Here is a 14,560-nt window from a genome sequence, read left to right as displayed (position 1 = left end):
GCCGGCGTGCGGGAATTCGCGGAAATGAAATTCAATAAATGTGATGAATGCCGCATCGATCGCTGAAAACGCAAATTCATATTAAACAAACAAGGCCCGGAATCATTGCGATTCCGGGCCTTGCAATTGTGCGCGGAGGGGGACTTGAACCCCCACCCCCTTTCGAGGACTAGCACCTCAAGCTAGCGCGTCTGCCATTCCGCCACCCGCGCAGGTGGTGTTCGGAGCCTTCGTTCTGCGCCTCTCGGCGCTTCTCTTTCCTCCGAAGCAGCGAGAAAAACTCTAACACGGTTTCTGGGAAATAAAAAAATCGGAGCCGGCCACGGTGCCGGGACCGGCAATTAGTTCCTGTCAGTCCGCGTCAAAACGCCGGAAAACACGCGGCCAAACGGGCAGCCGGTGGGTAGGCTGGGGGAAGCGCGCGGGAGCGTCCGCACCTTGACGCCCGGCCGCCGGAGTACACGAATCCCAGCCAGCGAGGAGAGTTCCATGACTGATATCCGACCCGAGGACGAGGTAGTCCGGATTTGCCAGGAACTCATCCGGATAGACACCTCGAACTTCGGTGACGATTCTGGTCCCGGCGAACGCGCTGCAGCCGAATACACCGCGGCGCTGATTAGCGAAGTGGGATTGGACGCTGAAATCTTTGAATCCGCTCCGGGCCGGGCCAACGTCGTGACGCGCATGGCGGGGGAGGATCCCTCGGCCGGGGCCCTGGTAGTGCACGGCCACCTTGACGTGGTTCCCGCGCTCAAGGACCAGTGGTCCGTGGATCCCTTCAGCGGTGAACTCAAAGACGGCCTCATCTGGGGGCGCGGCGCCGTGGACATGAAGGACATGGATGCCATGATTCTCTCCGTCATGCGCGACTTCGCGCGGACGGGACGCAAGCCCAAACGAGACATCATCTTTGCGTTCTTCGCTGACGAGGAGGCCGGAGGCAACCACGGTGCGCGCTACGCCGTCGAACACCGACGTGAGTTGTTCGACGGCGCTACGGAAGCGATCTCGGAAGTGGGTGGCTTCTCGGCCACCATCGGAGGTCAGCGTACCTACCTGCTCCAGACCGCGGAGAAGGGCCTTTCGTGGCTGCGGCTGGTGGCCCACGGCCGGGCCGGGCACGGCTCGCAAATCAATACGGACAACGCCATTACCCGTCTGGCGGGCGCGGTCACTCGCATCGGTGAATACCGATGGCCGGTCGAGCTGACCCCTACCACCCGACAGTTCCTGGACGGTGTCACCGAACTCACCGGCGTCGAATTCGATCCGGACAATCCCGAGATCCTGCTGAAGGAACTCGGCACTGTTGCACGCTTCGTCGGTGCCACCTTGCAAAATACGTCCAACCCCACGCTGTTGCGCTCGGGCTACAAGCACAACGTGATCCCCGAATCGGCAGAAGCATTGGTGGATTGCCGCACGCTCCCCGGCCAGCAGGACTTGGTCTTCGAAACCGTCAAAGAACTTGCCGGCGACGGCGTGGACGTCAGCTACGTCAACAAGGACGTGTCACTCGAGGTACCGTTTGCCGGCAATCTGGTAGACGCCATGATCGATGCACTCCACTCAGAGGACCCCGGAGCCAAGGTCTTGCCGTACACGCTGTCCGGCGGCACCGACAACAAGTCGCTCAGCAAGATCGGCATCACGGGCTACGGTTTCGCCCCGCTGATGCTCCCGGAGGAACTCGACTTCACGGGTATGTTCCACGGAGTTGACGAACGCGTCCCGGCCGATTCCCTCAAGTTCGGATCCAGGGTGCTCAATACCCTGCTGAGCAACTACTAAAGGAGCATGGGTTGATTCCCGAGGCAATCCTGCCAGACGAGCTGCTGGATCGTATTCGGGGCCGCGCCGCGGGATACGACCAGAACAACTCGTTCTTCCACGAGGACCTTGTAGAGCTTGCCGCGGCGGGGTACCTGAAGATCTTCGTCCCAGAGCGCGACGGCGGACTGGGACTCGGGCTCGAAGCTGCGGCTGCGCTGCAGCGCCGGCTCGCCACGGCCGCCCCGGCCACGGCGTTGGCCGTCAATATGCACCTTGTCTGGACCGGCGTCGCGCATGTCCTGGCGGCCCGCGGGGACAACTCCCTCGAATTTGTCCTCAAGGAGGCCGGCCAAGGCGAGGTCTTTGCCTTCGGGATTTCCGAGGCAGGCAATGACTCCATGCTCTTTGACTCAGGGACCAGGGCCGAACCGCAGCACGACGGCGGGTACAGCTTCACGGGGCGCAAAATCTTCACGAGCCTGTCACCGGCCTGGACCCGCCTCGGGATCTTTGGCAAGGACGGTGCCGCACGGGACGGAGCGGGAGAGCTGGTCTTCGGCTTCATCCAACGTGATGCTCCGGGTCACCAGACGCTGGCTGATTGGGACACCCTGGGCATGCGCGCCAGCCAATCGAACACCACGCTCTTGCAGGATGCCGTGGTTCCACCGAAGCGCATCTTCCGGAAACTGCCGGTGGGGCCAAACCAGGATCCGTTGATCTTCGCGATTTTCGCATGCTTCGAAACGCTGCTCGCCGCGGTGTACACGGGCATCGGGGAGCGGGCATTTATCTTGGCTATCGAGGCCGCCAAGCGCCGGACCTCGGCAAAGTACGGCGGCCGAAGCTTCTCCCAAGACCCGGACATCCGCTGGAGGATCGCCGATGCCGCCATGGCGATGGATTCCATCCAGCCGCAACTGGCGTCCGTTGCCCGTGACGTGGATGCCCTGGTTGACCATGGGGCCCAATGGTTCCCGAAGTTTGTCGGACTTAAGGTGCGGGCAACCGAGAACGCCCGGAGCGTGGTGGACGTGGCAATCCGAGTTTCCGGCGGGTCCAGCTATTTTCGTGGCTCCGAACTTGAGCGGTTGTATCGCGACGTTCTGGCCGGGATATTCCATCCCTCCAACGACGAGTCTGCGCACACCACGGTCGCTAATGCGTGGCTCGGCCCGCTCGAAAGCTGAATTGCTCGAAGGCGGGAGCGCACGAAGGATGGACTGTGGACCCCGGAAACGAGGCCCGCAGCTAGACGGTGCGCTGCACGTTGAGTACCCTGCGGCGCAGCCAAAACCGGCGTCCGCCGCCAATATAGAGGATGCTGCGCTCCAGTTCCCACTTGCCATATTCGGAGTGCTCCACGAGCCGACGCCGCGCCTCGGGCAAGGAATCGTCAGGGCTGACAGTCAGTACGAGATACTCGTACTGCCTTGCGTAGTCCCGCTGACGCTCTACCGAACTGCTCAGAAATTGTTCTCTCATCCCTCTCCATTTTCGTCTTTTTCGGGCTAACGTGAAGTCATGAGCATCGATCCGCGTGTCGCGCTTCAGTCATTGACAGCCGCCTTGGAAGAGCACCTGATTGCCGCTTCCGCCCGCCGGGGCGAAGGAGATCCCACTGTGGAGGCAGCGTTTTTCGCCGTCGCAGATGCCTTTGAGGTATATGAGGACTCACTATACGAGGCCTACTCGGAAGTCACACCCCTTCAGGTGTTTGACGACGATGAGGAAGACGACGACGAGGAGAACAACGAGCTCCTCGACGAGGATGAGCTGGAGATCCTCGACCAGTAATGCCGGATCAGTAATGCCGGGCCAGTATGCCGATCAGTAAAGTCGCGGTTTCAGCCGAGTCAGATCGCGGAAACGTCCTCCAGCGCGCGGGAGATCTCGGTGGGAAGAGGCGCCAGTTGCGCATCGAGCAGTTCCTTGAGCTGGACAGCGTTGCGCGATCCCACAACTGCCGTTGACACGCCCGGGCGGGACAGCAGCCAGCTGAGCGACACGTCCACAGCCGAGCGCCCCAATCCACGCCCGGCCATGGCCACTGCTTCGACGATTCGCGCCCCTCGCGCGTCGAGATATTTTTCGGCGTAGCTGCTCAGGCGACCTTCGGCCGCACGCGAGTCGGAAGGGATCTGTCCCCTGTACTTGCCACTGAGCACGCCGCGGCCGAGCGGCCCCCACGCCATGAGGCCCAGGCCGGCGTCCTCGACGGCGGGCACCAGCTCCTCCTCCGGCTTCCGATGCAGGAGCGAGTATTCAGATTGGTTGGCTACGATGGTGAATCCCGCCACCGCGGCCGCCTTGGCTGTCTGCCAACCGTTGTAGTTGGAAATGCCGACGTACCGCGCGCGCCCGGACCGCAGTGCGAGGTCGAGCGCGGAAAGTGTTTCGTCCAGCGGGACGTTGCCATCAAAGGCATGGGCGAACCAGATGTCGACGTAATCCGTTCCCAAGCGGGCAAGGCTGGCGTCGAGCGCGGACAACATGGAGCCGCGGGAGGCATCGACAGTGCGTCGGCCGTCCGACGTCGAGACGCCTGCCTTCGTCGAAAGAACTACCTCCGAACGCGCCACAACGTCGCCCAGCATGGATCCCAGGAGAGCCTCGGCTTGTCCACCCGCATAAGAGGCTGCGGTGTCAATCATGGTGCCGCCTGCAGCAACGAAAGTGTGGAGCAGTTCCCGTGCATCCTGTTCGTCCGTTTCTTCCGCCCAGGACATGGTGCCCAGGGAAAGGGTGGACACCCGAAACCCGCTGTTGCCGACGTAACGCTGCTGCATAGCTGATAGCTTACGGGGAGTTCTGGTAGTTCATGACGTAGGGTCTATTCACGTGAACTGGATAGAAGCGGCCTTCCTCGGCCTCGTGCAAGGCCTGACAGAATTCCTTCCGATTTCTTCAAGCGCACACCTGCGTATTGTCGGCTCATTCCTGCCCAATGCGGCAGATCCCGGCGCTGCTTTCACGGCCATTACGCAGCTGGGCACGGAGACGGCCGTCATTGTCTTCTTTTGGCGGGACATCGTCAGGATTGTGCGGGCTTGGTTCGGATCGCTGCGCGGCAAAGTGGCAAAGGACGATCCCGACGCCCGGATGGGTTGGCTGGTCATTCTCGGCAGCCTGCCCATCATCGTGCTTGGACTGCTGTTCCAGGACCAGATCGAGTCCGTCCTCCGCAGCCTGTGGATCGTGGCCACCATGCTTATCGTCTTCGGCATGATCCTTGCGGTGGCCGACGCCGTTGGCCGGCAGAAACGGGAGTTGAGCCAACTGACGTACAAGCACGGCATCCTGTACGGGCTGGCCCAGGCCATGGCGCTCATCCCCGGCGTATCCCGTTCGGGCGGAACCATTACAGCCGGCCTGTTGATGGGCTACACCCGTGAAGCCGCCGCGCGGTACTCTTTCCTGTTGGCGATCCCGGCCGTCTTCGGAAGCGGCCTGTACCAGCTGTACAAGGTGGTGTCGAAGGAAGGAATCACCGGACCCTTCGGCCTTCCGGAAACAGCGCTGGCTACGGTCATCGCCTTCGTTGTGGGCTTCGTCATCATCGGCTGGTTCCTCAAGTTCATTTCCACCCACAGCTACCGTGCCTTCGTGTGGTACCGCATCCTCCTTGGCCTCGCCCTCTATGTATTGCTCGGTTTCAATGTCATCAGCGCCTAGCACTATGGTTGAGGCTGTGAAATCGTGGATCTCCCGCCCTGTGCCTGAACTGCCCGGCAGCATGCCCCAACTGCGACTGTTTGATACCGCCCTTAAGGCACTGGTGGACATCGAACCGCGCGGCGATCAATCCATGTACGTCTGCGGCATCACGCCCTACGACGCCACCCACATGGGCCACGCGGCCAGTTACGTCGCCTTCGACCTGCTCAACCGAGCATGGCGGGACAGCGGTCAGCGGGTTGCCTACGTCCAGAACGTCACCGACGTCGACGATCCCCTCCTGGAGCGCGCCACGGCCACCGGCGTTGACTGGCGCGAGCTGGCAGCGAGCCAGATTGAACTTTTCCAGACCGACATGGACGCCCTCAACGTGCTGGCACCCAACCATTACATCGGTGCCGTTGAGGCCATCCCCATGATCGTCCCGGCGATTGAACAACTGATCGCGGACGAACTCGCCTACCGGGTGCATGGCACCGGCGGCGAGCCCGACGGCGACGTCTATTACGACGTCGAGGCCGCGGGCAAACGCTCGGACAGCCCGGATGCCTGGACCCTGGGCGACATCTCAGGTCTCGGTGAAGTGGAAATGCTGGAACTCTTCGCCGAACGCGGGGGAGATCCCGGCCGTTCCGGCAAACGCAATGCGCTCGATCCATTGCTGTGGCGCGTTGCCCGCGACGGTGAGCCAAGTTGGCCCGGTGCAAGCTTGGGCGAAGGGCGGCCCGGTTGGCATATTGAGTGCACGGTCATCGCCCAGAAGTACCTGCCCGCTCCCTTCACCGTGCAGGGCGGCGGCTCGGACCTCGTGTTCCCGCACCACGAAATGGGCGCCGGACACGCATATTCGCTTCGCGGAGTACCCTTGGCGCACCACTATGCCCACGCTGGAATGGTTGGCCTGGACGGCGAAAAGATGAGCAAGTCGAAGGGCAACCTGGTGTTGGTCTCGAAGCTCCGCGCCGCGGGGGAGGAGCCTGCGGCAATCCGCCTGGCGATCCTGGGAAACCACTACCGCTCGGATTGGTCCTGGACCGATGAAGGATTCGCCAAAGCCAAGGAACGCCTTTCAACGTGGCGTGCCGCCCGGGACATTGCTCCCGAAGGGACGGCGTTGGAACTCCTGAAACGGATGCGTGCTGAACTGGCCAATGACCTCAACGCGCCTGGCGCGATCGCTGCCGTCGACGCCTGGGCAGCGGCCGCCCTCAGCGAGCCATCCAATGCAAAGCCCGGCGCGCTGGACGCAGCGCTGGTGAGCGACGCCGTCAACGGATTGCTCGGCGTCGAACTGTAGCTACGCTCCCGAAACAAAAATCGACCCGGGTCCCCGCGGGATAAGCCCCGGGCGGATAAGCCCTGGCGGCACGGCCGTCAGGGCTTATCTTTGCCCCGGCGCTTGAGGTAGCGCTCGAATTCGCGGGCGATGGACTCACCGCTTGCTTCGGGAAGGTCGGCCGTGTCTTTGGCTTCTTCGAGCTGCCGGACGTAGGCGGCGATTTCCGGATCCTCGGTGGCCAACTCGTCCACGCCGCGCTCCCACGCCTCGGCTTCCTCGCTCAATGCATGCGTTTCCAAGGGCACCTGGAGAAGATCCTCGATCTTGTTCAAGATGGCCAGTTGCGCCTTGGGGGAGGGCGCCTGCGCGACGTAGTGCGGCACGGCCGCCCACAGCGATACGGTGGGCAGGCCCGCGAGCAGGGCGAATTCGGCCAGGACGCCGACAATGCCTACCGGCCCCTCATACTGCGAGGCCTCCAGGTTCAAGCGCTGCCTCAGTCCACTGTCGTCCGACGTGGTGCTGACGGGGATCGGGCGGCTGTGTGGGACATCGGCCAAGAGGGCGCCAATCAGCACAACGTAGTCAACCTTGAGCGTTTCGGCGTGAACCAGAAGCTCTGCGGTGTAGGCGCGCCAGCGGTAGGAAGGCTCCGTGCCAAGCACGAACACCACGTCCACATTGCTGTCCGGGACGCTGGCCTTGTAGAGGCGAGTGGAAGGCCATTTCACCTTGCGGGTTCCTGCCGCGGTGCGTCGAACCGTCGGCCTGGTGAACTGGAAGTCGTAGTAGTCGTCGGCATCTACGGATGCCACTTTCTTCCCTTGCCACAACTTGTTCAAGTAGTGCAAGGAATCACTGGCGGCCTCACCGGCGTCGTTCCAGCCTTCGAAAGCCGCCAGCATCACCGTGATGCGCTGGCCCTCGGGTACAGGCTGGAGAAGGCGCTCAGGCTCCGGTGAAGTGGCCTGTCCGTCAGGGGCTCCGTCCAAACTGTTCATCCACTCACCCTACGTCCAAGACCGCCACCCATGCATGGCCTTAAGGGGGTCGGCGTGGCCACACTTCGCCCCCGGCGTAGAACGACAATTGCCTCCCGTCCTTCCACGTAGACTTGACGCATGCATGCCTCAGCCACCCAGCCTCTCCTCAAAGCCGCGCTATGGGATATGGATGGCACCCTGGTGGACACTGAGCCGTACTGGATTGCTGCAGAACGCGCCCTCGTAGAGTCCCACGGCGGCATGTGGAGCCATGAACAAGCCATGCAGCTCGTAGGACAGTCGCTGATGCACTCTGCCGGTATTCTTCAGGCGGCCGGTGTGAACCTGGCAAAGCGGGCGATCGTGGATATCTTGAGCGGCCAAGTCATCGACCGCCTCCGTGTCGAGGTGCCGTGGCGGCCCGGAGCCAAGGAATTGCTTGACGAGCTCTACCAGACGGGCGTCCGCTGCGCGCTCGTGACCATGTCCGAAGGTCCCATGGCGCGGGAAGTCGTGGCGAACCTCCCCAAGCCGTACTTTGAATTCCTCGTTACCGGGGACACTGTCGGCCAAGGAAAACCCCACCCGGAGGCTTATCTCACCGCCGTCGAGCGCCTCCAGGAAACCGACCCCGAGCTGACCGCGGACCATTGTGTCGCACTCGAGGATTCCGTCCCGGGAGTTGCATCCGCGATCGCGTCCGGAGTGGTCGCCGTTGGAATTCCGCACCAGATGCCGCTTCCCGAGGACCCTCGCAGGGCAACTTGGGACACCCTCCAGGGCAAGAAGGTCGCCGACCTTGAAGCACTTGTTGTTGCCCGTGCCTCGGCCAACGTGCTGGATAACGCCCTCCTCGGACAGGCAAACTAGGTGAGCACTCCCCGGAATGGCGGCCACAGCACCCGTGGCGGCAGGAAGGACGGGATACCGCTCGGCCGCATTGCAGGAATCCCGGTCTATCTCGCGTATTCCTGGTTCATCATTGCCGCGTTTACGGTCGTCGTCTATGGACCCGCGTTGCTCGTGAGGAACCACTCCTTGGGAATTGGCGCCTACTTTGTTGCCTTCGCCTACGCGCTCCTTCTTGCGCTCTCCGTGCTCGTGCACGAACTGGCCCACGCGTTGAGCGCCAAGGCTTTCAAATGGCCCACCGAGAAGATCGTGTTGAACCTCTGGGGCGGGCACACGCAATTTGAGGGCTTCATCGCCTCCCCGGGACGCTCGGTTGTGGTTGCCTTGGCAGGACCCGCCGCCAACTTTGTCCTCGCGGGCGCAGCCTGGCTAATGCTGGAGGCCGGTGTCTTCACCGGGGTAGGGGACACTCTGACCAACATTTTCATGTGGGCCAACCTGCTGATCGGGATTTTCAATGTGCTCCCGGGTCTTCCCCTTGACGGGGGTCGCTTGGTGGAGTCCGCGGTATGGAAAGCGACAGGAAGCCAGGAAAAGGGAACAGTGGCGGCCGGATGGGCCGGACGGGTCATCGTGATCGTCCTGGTTCTTTGGTTCATCGCCTTACCCTTGCTGAGTGGCAGCACGCCAGACCTGAGTTTGATGCTCATCACACTCCTGGTCTGCAGCTTTCTTTGGATGGGCGCTTCAGGTGCCATCAGGCACGCAACCCTCCGCGGCCGCCTCCACTTGGTGAGTGCCGCCGCGCTGGCCGAACCCGCCGTCGGGATTCCGAACTCAGCCACCGTCGCGGATGTCCTGCGCGTGGCACCCTACGGTATTCCCGCCGTCGTGATCTGTGGACCGGACGGACGGCCACAAGGACTCGTTGATCCTGCGGCCACTGCAGCCGTGCCGGCCTCGGAGGTATCCACCACCCTGGTCACAGCAGTTTCAACTCCGCTCGCCGAGGGAGCCTACGTGCCCAGGACATCAAGCGGCCAGGAGCTGATCCAGTATTTGGCCCAGCTCAGCGGCGGCGAATATGCCGTGGTGGATGAAATCGGCACCGTCACGGGTCTGCTAAGGCAGCAGGCCGTAGTGACGGCGATTACAGGTAAAGTAGCCCGCCGGAGCGGGCGCCCGTAGGACCTTTCCCGGTAGAGTTACCTGCCGGCCGCGAAAAAACCCGGCCGGCAGTGCGCATCACTAAGCAGTAACTGCGGCAACAATTGACGGCCCAGCCGTACAGGAGCGAGGAAATACCCATGAGCAGCGAAACCGCCGCCAACTACACGGCCACCGCCGCCGCCAACCCTGCCATCCAGCCGACTGGTGCGGCACGGCGCCGCGGGCCGTTCCGAGTGGGTGAGCGGGTCCAGCTCACGGACGAACGTGGCCGGATGAACACCATCACCTTGGAAGAAGGCGGGGCCTTCCACACGCACCGCGGCTTCCTGAACCACGATGAAATCATCGGCCAGGTTGACGGCTCCGTGGTGGCCAACAACATCGGTCAGCAGTACCAGACGCTCCGGCCGCTGCTCTCAGACTTCGTGCTGTCCATGCCCCGCGGCGCTGCAGTGGTGTACCCCAAGGATGCCGGGCAGATCGTCACCATGGCCGACATCTTCCCGGGCGCGCGCGTTGTGGAAGCCGGCGTGGGTTCCGGCGCTCTTTCGATCTCCCTGCTTCGTGCAGTGGGCGACGGCGGTTACCTGCACTCTTTCGAGCGCCGCGAAGAATTCGCCGACATCGCCCGTGGCAACGTTGAAACCATTTTCGGCGGCCCGCACCCGGCCTGGAAGATCTCGCTGGGCGACTTCCAGGAGGAAGTAGTCCGCAGCGAAGAACCAGGATCCGTGGACCGTGTGGTGCTCGACATGCTGGCTCCTTGGGAATGCCTTGATGCGGTAGCGACGGTCCTGGCCCCCGGCGGCGTGTGGATCAACTATGTAGCCACCGTCACCCAGCTCTCCCGTACTGCCGAAGCCATCCGTGCCGACGGCCGGTTCACGGAACCAGACGCCTGGGAGTCCATGGTCCGTGGATGGCACCTCGAGGGCCTCGCCGTCCGTCCTGACCACCGCATGGTGGCCCACACCGGCTTCCTGCTCGTGACGCGTCGCCTCGCGGACGGTGTTACCGGAATTTCCGTCAAGCGCCGTCCGTCCAAGACGGAGTTCAGCGAAGAAGACTTGAATGCCTGGACGCCGGGAGCCGTTGGGGAGCGGGCGGTTTCCGACAAAAAACTTCGCCGTGCGGCACGCGACGCGATTGCCGGGACCAACGTCAAGGACGAGCCCTCGCCCTCGCACTAGCCAAACATCACAAACTGGTCCGCATTCCGGATGTCACAGGTTTCCCGACGCTTTTGAGGGCTAAGGTCTATTTATAGAAAGCGGGAAGGAGCTGATGCTTCGTGGATACGTCGAACAATGACTTCGGGCGGACAACACCTGAGGAGCCATCGAACAAGGCCGTGGCTGAAGGAAAAGTGGGACATGGCGGTGGAGCAATTCAACCGGTGGAGGACGCCGGTGAGCTCACCGTTGCGGAACGCCAGATAAACATCCTTCGCGACAAGCTGCGCCACATCGACCGTCAGTTGGCCGCCGCCACCCAGAACAACACCAAACTCGTGACCATGCTGGAAACGGCCAAGGCCGAAATCCTGCGGCTCAAGGGCGCCCTCGAACAAGACGGCCAACCGCCTTACAGCTTCGGGACCATCCTTCAAATCAACCCCAGGCGGCAGCCAACGGCAGGCAGCACGGGGCAGGCGGCCACCGAGGAATCGGTTGACATCTTTAATGCCGGCCGAAAGATGCGCGTAGGCGTCAGTCCGCTCGTGAACCTGAACCAGCTGGCGGTTGGGCAGGAGGTCCTCCTCAACGAGGCCCTGCTCGTGGTAACCGGCCTAGGCTATGAAAGGGCTGGCGAACTCGTCACGCTCAAGGAAATGCTTGGCACCGACCGCGCCCTGGTGGTTGGCCGGGCAGACGAAGAGCGGGTTGTCAGGCTTTCAGGCGCCCTGCAGAAAGTGCACCTGCGCGTCGGTGACGCACTGTCGCTCGATTCCCGCACCGGCTATGCCCTTGAGAAAGTGCCCCGGGCGGAAGTCGAGAACCTTGTCCTCGAGGAAGTCCCCGATATCACCTACGAGGATATCGGCGGCTTGGGCCCGCAAATCGAACAAATCCGCGACGCCGTCGAACTGCCGTTCCTTCATCCGGACCTGTACCGGGAACACGGACTCAAGGCGCCCAAAGGCATCCTGCTTTACGGCCCTCCGGGTTGTGGCAAGACGCTCATCGCCAAGGCCGTGGCCAACTCCCTAGCCGCGCGCGCGTCCGAACGGGCAGGCAACGTGGACCTGAAGAGCTACTTCCTGAATATCAAGGGTCCTGAACTCCTTGACAAATACGTTGGCGAAACAGAGCGCCACATCCGCCTGATCTTTGCGCGTGCCCGGGAAAAGGCCTCGGATGGCAGCCCCGTGGTGGTGTTTTTCGACGAAATGGACTCACTGTTCCGCACCCGCGGCACAGGTGTCTCCTCCGACGTCGAGACAACCATCGTCCCGCAGCTCCTCAGCGAGATCGACGGCGTCGAGCGGCTGGACAACGTGATCGTCATTGGCGCCTCGAACCGCGAAGACATGATCGACCCCGCCATTCTTCGCCCGGGCCGGTTGGACGTGAAGGTCAAGATCCACCGACCCGACGCAGAGGCGGCTGCTGACATTTTCGCCAAGTACATCACCACGGACCTGCCCTTCCATGCGACGGATCTGGCTGAACACGGCGGCGATGTGCAGGCCACCGTGGATGCCATGATCCAGCGCACCGTTGAAGCCATGTACTCCACCGAGAAATCCAACGAGTACCTCGAAGTCACCTACGCCAATGGCGACACCGAGATGCTCTACTTCAAGGACTTCAATTCCGGAGCCGTTGTCCAGAACGTGGTGGACCGGGCCAAGAAGTACGCCATCAAGGACCTCCTGCTGACCCAGCAGAAAGGCCTGCGGATCGATCACTTCCTGCGCGCCGTCGTCGATGAATTCCGTGAACACGAGGACATGCCCAACACCACCAACCCGGATGACTGGGCACGCATCTCAGGCAAGAAGGGCGAACGCATCACGTATATCCGCACCATCGTCCAGGGCAAGGCCGGCCAGGAGCCCGGGAAGTCGATCGAGACGACTCCCAACACCGGCCAGTACCTGTGACGGCCCGGCCGGAAGGCCTGCCCTCGGAGAAACTTCCCGTGGGCGGGGCCATGCGGGTCATGGGTTCGGAAACCGAATACGGTATCCACGCGCCCACGGCGCCCGGGGCGAACGCCACCATGATGTCCGCGCGAATTATTCAGGCCTACGCGAACCTGACGCGGCAGCGGGCGGCGGGGGGCGCGGAAACCCGGTGGGACTATACGGACGAAGAACCACTGCACGATGCACGCGGCTGGACGCTTGAGCGCAGTGCGGCAGATCCCAGCCAGCTGACTGACAGGCCTCCCGTGCTTGACGCCGAGGCCGTTGCGCTGGCCTATGGGCGGCAGGAGCTCGAAGCCGATGGCAGCGACGAATCGGGTTCACTGCTGATGAACATGGTCCTCGGCAACGGGGCGCGCCTGTACGTGGACCATGCCCATCCGGAATACTCCAGTCCCGAGGTCACGAATCCCCGCGACATCGTTGCTTGGGACGCGGCCGGCGATCTGGTGGCCTTGGCCACGGTTCGGAAGGTCGCAGCCGATCCCGATTTGCCGGCCATCAACCTGTACAAAAACAACACCGACAACAAATCGGTGTCCTACGGTTCCCACGAGAACTACCTCATGCCGCGATCGGTGCCGTTCGGGGAGATCGTCCGTGGCCTGACGCCGTTCTTCGTCACGCGCCAAGTCATCTGCGGGGCAGGGCGACTCGGCAAGGGCCAGGACGGTTCGACTGCCGGATTCCAGATCAGTCAACGTGCGGACTTCTTCGAAGCCGAGGTTGGACTGGAAACCACCATCAGGCGTCCGATCATCAACACCCGCGATGAGCCCCACGCAACGGCGGACAAGTACCGTCGCTTGCACGTCATCATCGGCGACGCCAACCTGAGCCAAGTGTCCAACTACCTGAAGTTTGGCACCACGGCGCTGGTCCTGAGCCTCATCGAAGCCGGCCAAGCCCCGAAGATCGAAGTGCATGAGCCTGTGGCAGGACTGCAGGCAATCAGCCACGACACCTCCCTGACTGCTACGGTCAGGCTTCTTGACGGCCGACGTGTAACAGCGCTGGATATCCAGTGGATGTATTACGAGGCTGCGGCCAAACTTGCCCAGGAGAGCGGTGTCTCCGATTCGTTCAGTGGAGACGGCCATACCCGGGATGTCCTGGACCGCTGGGAGTCGACATTGGGGCTTCTGGGGAGCAACCCCGCTGGTGCCGCGTCTTCTGTCGAGTGGCTCGCCAAGATGTCCCTGTTGGATGGCTATCGGAACCGTGACGGACTGGAATGGAACGACGCCCGCTTGGGGCTGATCGATTTGCAGTGGTCTGACGTGAGGCCGGAGAAAGGCTTGTACTATCGCATGCTTTCCCGTGACCGCATGCAGAAGATCGTCGATGACGCAGCCATCAGCCGCGCCGTCGTCGAACCGCCACCGGACACGAGGGCATATTTTCGCGGGAAATGCGTTTCCAGTTTCGGTAAGGACGTAGTGGGCGCCAGTTGGGATTCGGTCATTTTCGACGTTCCCGGCATTGGCAAACTCCAACGGGTGCCTACGCGGGAACCCCTCCGCGGCACGGAAGCACTCACTGGCCAGCTCTTTCAAAAGCACGCCACCGCGGGTGCCTTCCTCCGTGAATTGCTCGGACTGGACCCGGCCCCGCCCGCCTGAACCGGCAGGGGATGAAAGGCCGTCAAACGGGCTCTTAAAACCGCAGCGT

The 14,560-nt window shown here is 62.5% G+C and carries 13 protein-coding genes and 1 tRNA gene; 10 read left to right on the top strand and 4 right to left on the bottom strand.

Going from position 1 to position 14,560, the window contains the following annotated elements:
• Positions 1-129: 129 nt before the first annotated feature.
• A tRNA-Leu gene (locus HNP00_RS01775) sits at positions 130-212 on the bottom strand.
• 277 nt (positions 213-489) lie between these two features.
• Here HNP00_RS01775 and HNP00_RS01770 point away from each other — a divergent pair.
• Both HNP00_RS01770 and HNP00_RS01765 read left to right on the top strand, forming a co-directional pair.
• On the top strand, positions 490-1,794 hold the full coding sequence (locus tag HNP00_RS01770; RefSeq protein ID WP_184735247.1) for a M20/M25/M40 family metallo-hydrolase: 1,305 nt from the start codon (positions 490-492) through the stop codon (positions 1,792-1,794).
• Positions 1,795-1,805: 11 nt separating this feature from the next.
• Positions 1,806-2,966 carry an acyl-CoA dehydrogenase family protein gene (locus tag HNP00_RS01765; protein WP_184735245.1) on the top strand — a complete coding sequence of 387 codons (1,161 nt, stop codon included), beginning with the start codon at positions 1,806-1,808 and terminating at the stop codon, positions 2,964-2,966.
• Positions 2,967-3,027: 61 nt separating this feature from the next.
• Here the strand turns inward: HNP00_RS01765 and HNP00_RS01760 are convergent, their stop codons facing one another.
• On the bottom strand, positions 3,028-3,261 hold the full coding sequence (locus HNP00_RS01760; RefSeq protein WP_059389241.1) for a DUF5703 family protein: 234 nt from the start codon (positions 3,259-3,261) through the stop codon (positions 3,028-3,030).
• A gap of 39 nt (positions 3,262-3,300) precedes the next feature.
• Between HNP00_RS01760 and HNP00_RS01755 the strand changes: the two genes are divergently transcribed.
• Positions 3,301-3,573, top strand: coding sequence for a hypothetical protein (locus HNP00_RS01755; protein WP_078108892.1), 273 nt, complete (start codon positions 3,301-3,303; stop codon positions 3,571-3,573).
• A 59-nt stretch (positions 3,574-3,632) separates the two neighbouring features.
• Here HNP00_RS01755 and HNP00_RS01750 read toward each other — a convergent pair whose 3' ends face one another.
• Positions 3,633-4,565 (bottom strand): aldo/keto reductase, encoded by a 933-nt coding sequence (locus HNP00_RS01750; RefSeq protein WP_184735243.1) that lies wholly within the window; start codon positions 4,563-4,565, stop codon positions 3,633-3,635.
• A gap of 52 nt (positions 4,566-4,617) precedes the next feature.
• On the opposite strand from HNP00_RS01750, the gene HNP00_RS01745 reads away from it, so the two are divergent.
• Together HNP00_RS01745 and mshC are read left to right on the top strand one after the other, a co-directional pair.
• On the top strand, positions 4,618-5,451 hold the full coding sequence (locus tag HNP00_RS01745; RefSeq protein ID WP_184735241.1) for an undecaprenyl-diphosphate phosphatase: 834 nt from the start codon (positions 4,618-4,620) through the stop codon (positions 5,449-5,451).
• A gap of 16 nt (positions 5,452-5,467) precedes the next feature.
• Positions 5,468-6,751, top strand: coding sequence for a cysteine--1-D-myo-inosityl 2-amino-2-deoxy-alpha-D-glucopyranoside ligase (gene mshC, locus HNP00_RS01740; RefSeq protein ID WP_184735239.1), 1,284 nt, complete (start codon positions 5,468-5,470; stop codon positions 6,749-6,751).
• A gap of 77 nt (positions 6,752-6,828) precedes the next feature.
• Here the strand turns inward: mshC and HNP00_RS01735 are convergent, their stop codons facing one another.
• Positions 6,829-7,734, bottom strand: coding sequence for a PAC2 family protein (locus HNP00_RS01735; RefSeq protein WP_184735237.1), 906 nt, complete (start codon positions 7,732-7,734; stop codon positions 6,829-6,831).
• A 120-nt stretch (positions 7,735-7,854) separates the two neighbouring features.
• On the opposite strand from HNP00_RS01735, the gene HNP00_RS01730 reads away from it, so the two are divergent.
• From HNP00_RS01730 to dop, 5 genes are all read left to right on the top strand, one after another.
• A complete protein-coding gene (locus HNP00_RS01730) occupies positions 7,855-8,586 on the top strand; it encodes an HAD family phosphatase (RefSeq protein ID WP_184735235.1) in 732 nt (243 codons plus the stop codon).
• Positions 8,587-9,756, top strand: a complete 1,170-nt coding sequence (locus HNP00_RS01725) for a site-2 protease family protein (protein WP_184735233.1) — start codon at positions 8,587-8,589, stop codon at positions 9,754-9,756. It begins immediately after the preceding gene.
• A gap of 119 nt (positions 9,757-9,875) precedes the next feature.
• Complete coding sequence (locus HNP00_RS01720; RefSeq protein ID WP_184735231.1) at positions 9,876-10,928, top strand: tRNA (adenine-N1)-methyltransferase; 1,053 nt, start codon at positions 9,876-9,878, stop codon at positions 10,926-10,928.
• Positions 10,929-11,029: 101 nt separating this feature from the next.
• On the top strand, positions 11,030-12,844 hold the full coding sequence (gene arc, locus HNP00_RS01715; RefSeq protein ID WP_184735229.1) for a proteasome ATPase: 1,815 nt from the start codon (positions 11,030-11,032) through the stop codon (positions 12,842-12,844).
• Positions 12,845-12,894: 50 nt separating this feature from the next.
• Positions 12,895-14,511, top strand: a complete 1,617-nt coding sequence (gene dop / locus HNP00_RS01710; RefSeq protein WP_184735640.1) for a depupylase/deamidase Dop — start codon at positions 12,895-12,897, stop codon at positions 14,509-14,511.
• The last annotated feature ends 49 nt before the right edge of the window (positions 14,512-14,560 follow it).

Origin of the sequence: Arthrobacter sp. AZCC_0090 (genome assembly GCF_014207375.1) — a bacterium.
Lineage (GTDB): Bacteria > Actinomycetota > Actinomycetes > Actinomycetales > Micrococcaceae > Arthrobacter.
Note: the sequence above shows the minus strand (reverse complement) of the source record. Positions and strands in the feature narration are given on the sequence as shown.

Excerpts from the sequence above, each read along its gene's own strand:
- HNP00_RS01770 (WP_184735247.1), top strand. The coding sequence starts at position 490 with ATGACTGATATCCGACCCGAGGACGAGGTAGTCCGGATTTGCCAGGAA.
- HNP00_RS01760 (WP_059389241.1), bottom strand. The coding sequence starts at position 3,261 with ATGAGAGAACAATTTCTGAGCAGTTCGGTAGAGCGTCAGCGGGACTAC.
- HNP00_RS01755 (WP_078108892.1), top strand. The coding sequence starts at position 3,301 with ATGAGCATCGATCCGCGTGTCGCGCTTCAGTCATTGACAGCCGCCTTG.
- HNP00_RS01750 (WP_184735243.1), bottom strand. The coding sequence starts at position 4,565 with ATGCAGCAGCGTTACGTCGGCAACAGCGGGTTTCGGGTGTCCACCCTT.
- HNP00_RS01735 (WP_184735237.1), bottom strand. The coding sequence starts at position 7,734 with ATGAACAGTTTGGACGGAGCCCCTGACGGACAGGCCACTTCACCGGAG.
- HNP00_RS01730 (WP_184735235.1), top strand. The coding sequence starts at position 7,855 with ATGCATGCCTCAGCCACCCAGCCTCTCCTCAAAGCCGCGCTATGGGAT.
- HNP00_RS01720 (WP_184735231.1), top strand. The coding sequence starts at position 9,876 with ATGAGCAGCGAAACCGCCGCCAACTACACGGCCACCGCCGCCGCCAAC.
- dop (WP_184735640.1), top strand. The coding sequence starts at position 12,895 with ATGCGGGTCATGGGTTCGGAAACCGAATACGGTATCCACGCGCCCACG.